Genomic DNA, 4843 nt, shown 5'->3' on the forward strand with positions numbered 1-4843 from the left:
ATCGTTCACCCTGCCAGTATTTAGATGACTGGCTCACTGAGCAACATCAGGAAAAACAGGCGGCATAAAAGCCACCTGTTGGAAGACGAAAAATCGAGGGAAGCTCAAACATTACGCCTGTCCGGCAACTTCTGCGCACATTCCATGCAACTGCAAGGAAATAAAAAAGCGGAAAGCGACAAACCGCCATGCTACGGCGATTTGATGCTTCCCGCTTTACTGACTTCGCTGGCCTGCATCTCAAGACCCACCGATCAAAACCGATCTCTGGGGGCGCTCCGTCAGGCCCGCTCGCCGACCCATGCGGCTACGCCCTGCAAGGCGGCCGCCAAACCGCTCGGATCGGTTCCGCCGGCTTGCGCCATGTCAGGACGACCACCACCCTTGCCGCCGACCTGCTGGGCGACGAAGTTGACCAGCTCGCCAGCCTTGACCTTGCCGGTGGCGTCGGCGGTGACGCCGGCAATCAGGCTGACTTTGCCATCCTTGACTGCCGCCAGCACGATTGCTGCCGTTTTCAGCTTATCTTTCAGTTTGTCCATGGTTTCGCGCAAGGTGGCGCTGTCGGCACCTTCCAGCCTCGCCGCCAGCACCTTGATGCCGTTCACATCGAGTGCCTGCTGCGCCAGCTCATCGCCTTGGTTGGCGGCCAGCTTCGACTTCAAGCCGCTCAACTCTTTTTCCAGCGCCTTGACATGATCCTGCACCTGCGCGATGCGCTGGGTGAGCTCTTCCGGCTGCGCCTTCAATGCAGCGGCGGCTTCGTTGACGCGGTTGCTGAGGCTCTGTACTAAGGCCAGACCGGCTTCGCCGGTCACCGCCTCGATACGGCGGATGCCAGCGGCAACGCCGCCTTCGCCGACGATCTTGAACAGGCCGATATCGCCGGTACGGCTAACGTGAGTACCACCGCACAGTTCGCGCGATGTCCCGATCGACAACACGCGAACTGCATCGCCGTATTTTTCACCGAACAAGGCCATTGCACCGGCACCAACCGCGTCGTCAAACGACATCAGCTTGGCTTCAGTGGCGACGTTGGCGAGAATTTCTCGATTCACGATCGCTTCGATGCGACGAATTTCATCGGCACTGACCGGCGCATTATGGCTAAAGTCAAAACGAGTCTTGTCGGCGTCGACCAGCGAACCTTTTTGCGCCACGTGTGCGCCCAGCACCTCGCGCAAGGCCTTGTGCATCAGGTGCGTCGCCGAGTGGTTACGGATGGTGCGGCTGCGCACTGCGGTATCGACCCTGGCATTGACTTTATCGCCAACAGCCAGCGGACCGCTGCGCAGATTACCGTGATGACCGAATACTTCAGCCTGAATTTTCAGCGTATCGGCGACTTCGAACAACCCACCCGCTGCTTCGAGCACGCCGCGGTCGCCAACCTGGCCGCCGGATTCAGCATAGAACGGCGTAGTGTCGAGCACCACGATGGCATCCTGGCCGGCGTCGATTTTCTGCACCGCGCTGCCGTCGACGTACAGGGCCAGAATGTTGGCTTCATGCGCCAGCTCGTCATAGCCTACGAAATGGGTCTTGTCACCGCTGTATTCGACTGCTGCGGCCATCTTGAATTTGCCGGCCGCACGCGCCGTGGTTTTCTGGCGTTCCATCGCAGTGGCAAAACCGGCCTCGTCGAGTTCGACTTCACGCTCGCGGCAAATATCTGCGGTGAGGTCGAGCGGGAAACCGAAGGTGTCGTACAAAGTGAAGGCAGTTTCGCCATCCAGCTTTTTAGAATTCTTGGTCAACGCCGCTTCAAGGATTTTCATGCCGTGTTCCAGCGTTTCACCAAAACGTTCTTCTTCCTGTTTCAGTACCTGCTCGACACGCTCGGCGGCTTCCGGCAATTCCGGATAGGCGTCGCCCATTTCCAGTGCCAGATCCTTAACCAGCTTGTAGAAGAACGGCTTGGTCTGCCCGAGTTTGTGACCGTGACGCAGCGCACGGCGGATGATCCGGCGCAGTACGTAACCGCGACCCTCGTTGCCCGGAATGACGCCATCGACCACCAGGAATGAACAGGCGCGAATATGATCGGCAATTACTTTCAGCGAGTTACTTTCCAGATCAGTAACATTGTTTTCACGTGCCGCAGCCTTGATCAGGCGCTGGAACAAGTCAATTTCATAGTTGCTGTGCACGTGCTGCAAGACCGCAGCCAAGCGCTCCAGACCCATGCCGGTATCGACGCATTGCTGCGGCAGCGGTGTCAAGGTGGCTTCCCCGGTTTTCGGATCGATCTGGCGATCGAACTGCATAAACACGTTGTTCCAGATTTCGATGTAACGGTCGCCGTCTTGCTCAGCACTACCCGGAGGACCGCCCCACACGTCCGGGCCGTGATCGTAAAAAATTTCAGAACAAGGACCGCAAGGGCCGGTGTCGGCCATTTGCCAGAAATTGTCCGATGCATATGGCGCGCCCTTATTGTCACCGATACGCACAATGCGCTCTTTCGGCAAACCGATCACCTTATGCCAGATATCGTAGGCTTCATCGTCGGTTTCATACACCGTGGCCCACAGCTTGTCGGCCGGCAGACCGTATACCTTGGTCAGCAATTCCCAGGCCCAGACCAGCGAATCGTGCTTGAAGTAATCGCCGAACGACCAGTTGCCCAGCATTTCAAAGAATGTGTGGTGACGGGCGGTGTAGCCGACGTTTTCCAGATCGTTGTGCTTGCCGCCAGCGCGCAGGCAACGCTGTACCGAAGTTGCGCGCACATAATTGCGCTTTTCCGTACCCAGGAACACGTCCTTGAACTGCACCATACCGGAGTTGGTAAACAGTAGTGTCGGATCGTTGCCTGGTACCAGGCTGGACGAGCGCACAATGGCGTGGCCTTTTGATTCAAAGAATTTGAGAAACTTTTCGCGGATTTCGGCTGAGCTCATGTTCTTGGGCAAAAAATGAAACGGTGCAAGGAAAAAGGCAACGGAACACGGTCAGCGCCATATCCGGATACTAACGATCCGCAATGCGACGGCTAAGTATGTCCTTTTGCAAACCTTTGATTATACGTGATACCAGCAACATCATTGAGTCGCAACAGAATGAAAAAAGCCCGTCGGAACTGCTTCCGGCGGGCTTGCATAACATGGGGTACGTAATTTCGCGCAATTCGCCCCGAAACAGCCTTACAGTTTGCTGTCAGGCGCCTTTATTAACTGGTGTCGCTGTGATATTGCGATTTTTCTTCTTGTAATGTTTCTTGCTTGCTTTTTTCGCTGGTGCAGCCGCAGCCGCAGCGGCCGCCGGCGCTGCTGCAGGTGCAGCAGCCGCAGGAGCGTTTTGTGCCATGACTGGCAAAGCGAAAGCGGCGATAACAACAGCAGCCAGCAATTTATTGATCTTCATTTTGACTTCCTTTCAATTAGTACAAAAACAAGCAAACTTGACATTTAAGAGTAAAACTCACGATCAACCACTCGCCTTGTGACGGAGAATATGGTCTACAACTTGGTTCTACCCTGTCTTAACGCCTGCTCGCTGATTTAGGTTGACAGGCGCGACGACACAACTTTGGCTTGATTTTTGCCTGACTGCCGCAGATCGTAATGATCCGATTCAATCGGCGCCAATCAAGTCAATCCGGTCAGTACAAAAGCTATCCACGCCCCAGCTGAGGATCTCTGCGGCGCGATTGGGCGTGTTCACCGTATAGCAAAACAGCCCGTAACCTGCTTGCCTGACTGCCTGCGCTTGCATCGGCGACAGATATTTGTGGTTGGTGTGCAGCGCCACCGCGTCGAGCTCCTGCAAGCGTTGCAGCCAGTCGTCTTCGATGGTATCGGTCAAAAAGCCACGCGGTATAGTCGGCGCCGCCACCTGCGCCGCACGCAAGGCCTCAAACGAAAAAGAAGAAAACAAGGGCAATGCCGGGTCTGCCCATGCGCCGTCGGCACTGGCGACATGTTGCGCCAACTCATGCGCAAAACACTCCTCGGTCAGTTGCGCGACAATACGCCCGGTCTCCACCTCGAATCCTTCGGCCGGTTTAATTTCGACATTCATCCAGATGTCGTTCTGCCGACAAAACTCAAGCGCCTGACGATATGTACAGATACGCTCACCGGCAAACTGCTCATGCAGCCAACTGCCGGCGTCCATCGCGGTCAACTCGTCGGCGGTAAAATCGGACACTTTGCCGACTCCGCGCACCGTCCGGCCGAACACTGCATCATGCATCAGGATTGGCACGCCATCGCGCGACAACATGACGTCAAACTCGACCGCACGGTATCCATGCTTGAGGCCGCAACGTAACGCCGCCAGCGTATTTTCCGGCGCCAGCGTGCCGCCGCCGCGATGCGCAACTACTTTTGGGTAGGGCCACATGACTGTTTTCCTTCTATTGGATAAATGGATAAATTAGATAAATTAGATGCTAGATAAATCGCATAAATTGGCGTAACGGAGGAAGCCCGGCGAGGCCCCTCCGGCCCGCCTTCTTAGTAACATCTTAATGGATTTGATGTATTTGGCAATTGGCGACCGCTGGCTGCCATTCACGTCACGCAATCCGGGTTTCGTCGCATTTCACTTCACGACAACCGCTGGCAGACCCACAATTGAGCCATTCCATACCACGGAGGATGCCATGAACGATACCAGAGCCGGCTACCTGGATGCACAACGTCAGGTGGACCGTAAGATTGGATTTTTCGTGCACCTGGCCGTTTATTTGATTATCAACAGTGGCTTGGTGCTGAGCTTTGAGCTTCCCCCGAAATTTAGTCTTCCATAGGTAACGTAAAATCAACGATCCTTTGGAAAGACCAGCAATGAAGAAGATACCAAAACAGATGTACACGGCGGAGTTCAAGGAGCT

4 protein-coding genes are annotated in these 4843 nt (G+C 55.4%); all 4 read right to left on the minus strand.

Annotated features, from left to right (window positions below; translation table 11 throughout):
* Positions 1 to 281 precede the first annotated feature (281 nt).
* Positions 282 to 2906, minus strand: a complete 2625-nt coding sequence (alaS, locus tag ACIQ0R_RS11250) for an alanine--tRNA ligase (RefSeq protein ID WP_395827355.1) — start codon at positions 2904 to 2906, stop codon at positions 282 to 284.
* A gap of 256 nt (positions 2907 to 3162) precedes the next feature.
* A complete protein-coding gene (locus ACIQ0R_RS11255) occupies positions 3163 to 3369 on the minus strand; it encodes a hypothetical protein (protein ID WP_395827358.1) in 207 nt (68 codons plus the stop codon).
* Positions 3370 to 3579: 210 nt separating this feature from the next.
* Positions 3580 to 4350 carry a glycerophosphodiester phosphodiesterase gene (gene ugpQ / locus ACIQ0R_RS11260; RefSeq protein ID WP_395827361.1) on the minus strand — a complete coding sequence of 257 codons (771 nt, stop codon included), beginning with the start codon at positions 4348 to 4350 and terminating at the stop codon, positions 3580 to 3582.
* 175 nt (positions 4351 to 4525) lie between these two features.
* Positions 4526 to 4843, minus strand: a 318-nt coding sequence (locus ACIQ0R_RS11265) for a hypothetical protein (protein ID WP_395827364.1), incomplete at its 5' end; no start/stop codon positions are given.

Source organism: Collimonas sp., assembly GCF_044339385.1.
GTDB lineage: Bacteria > Pseudomonadota > Gammaproteobacteria > Burkholderiales > Burkholderiaceae_D > Collimonas.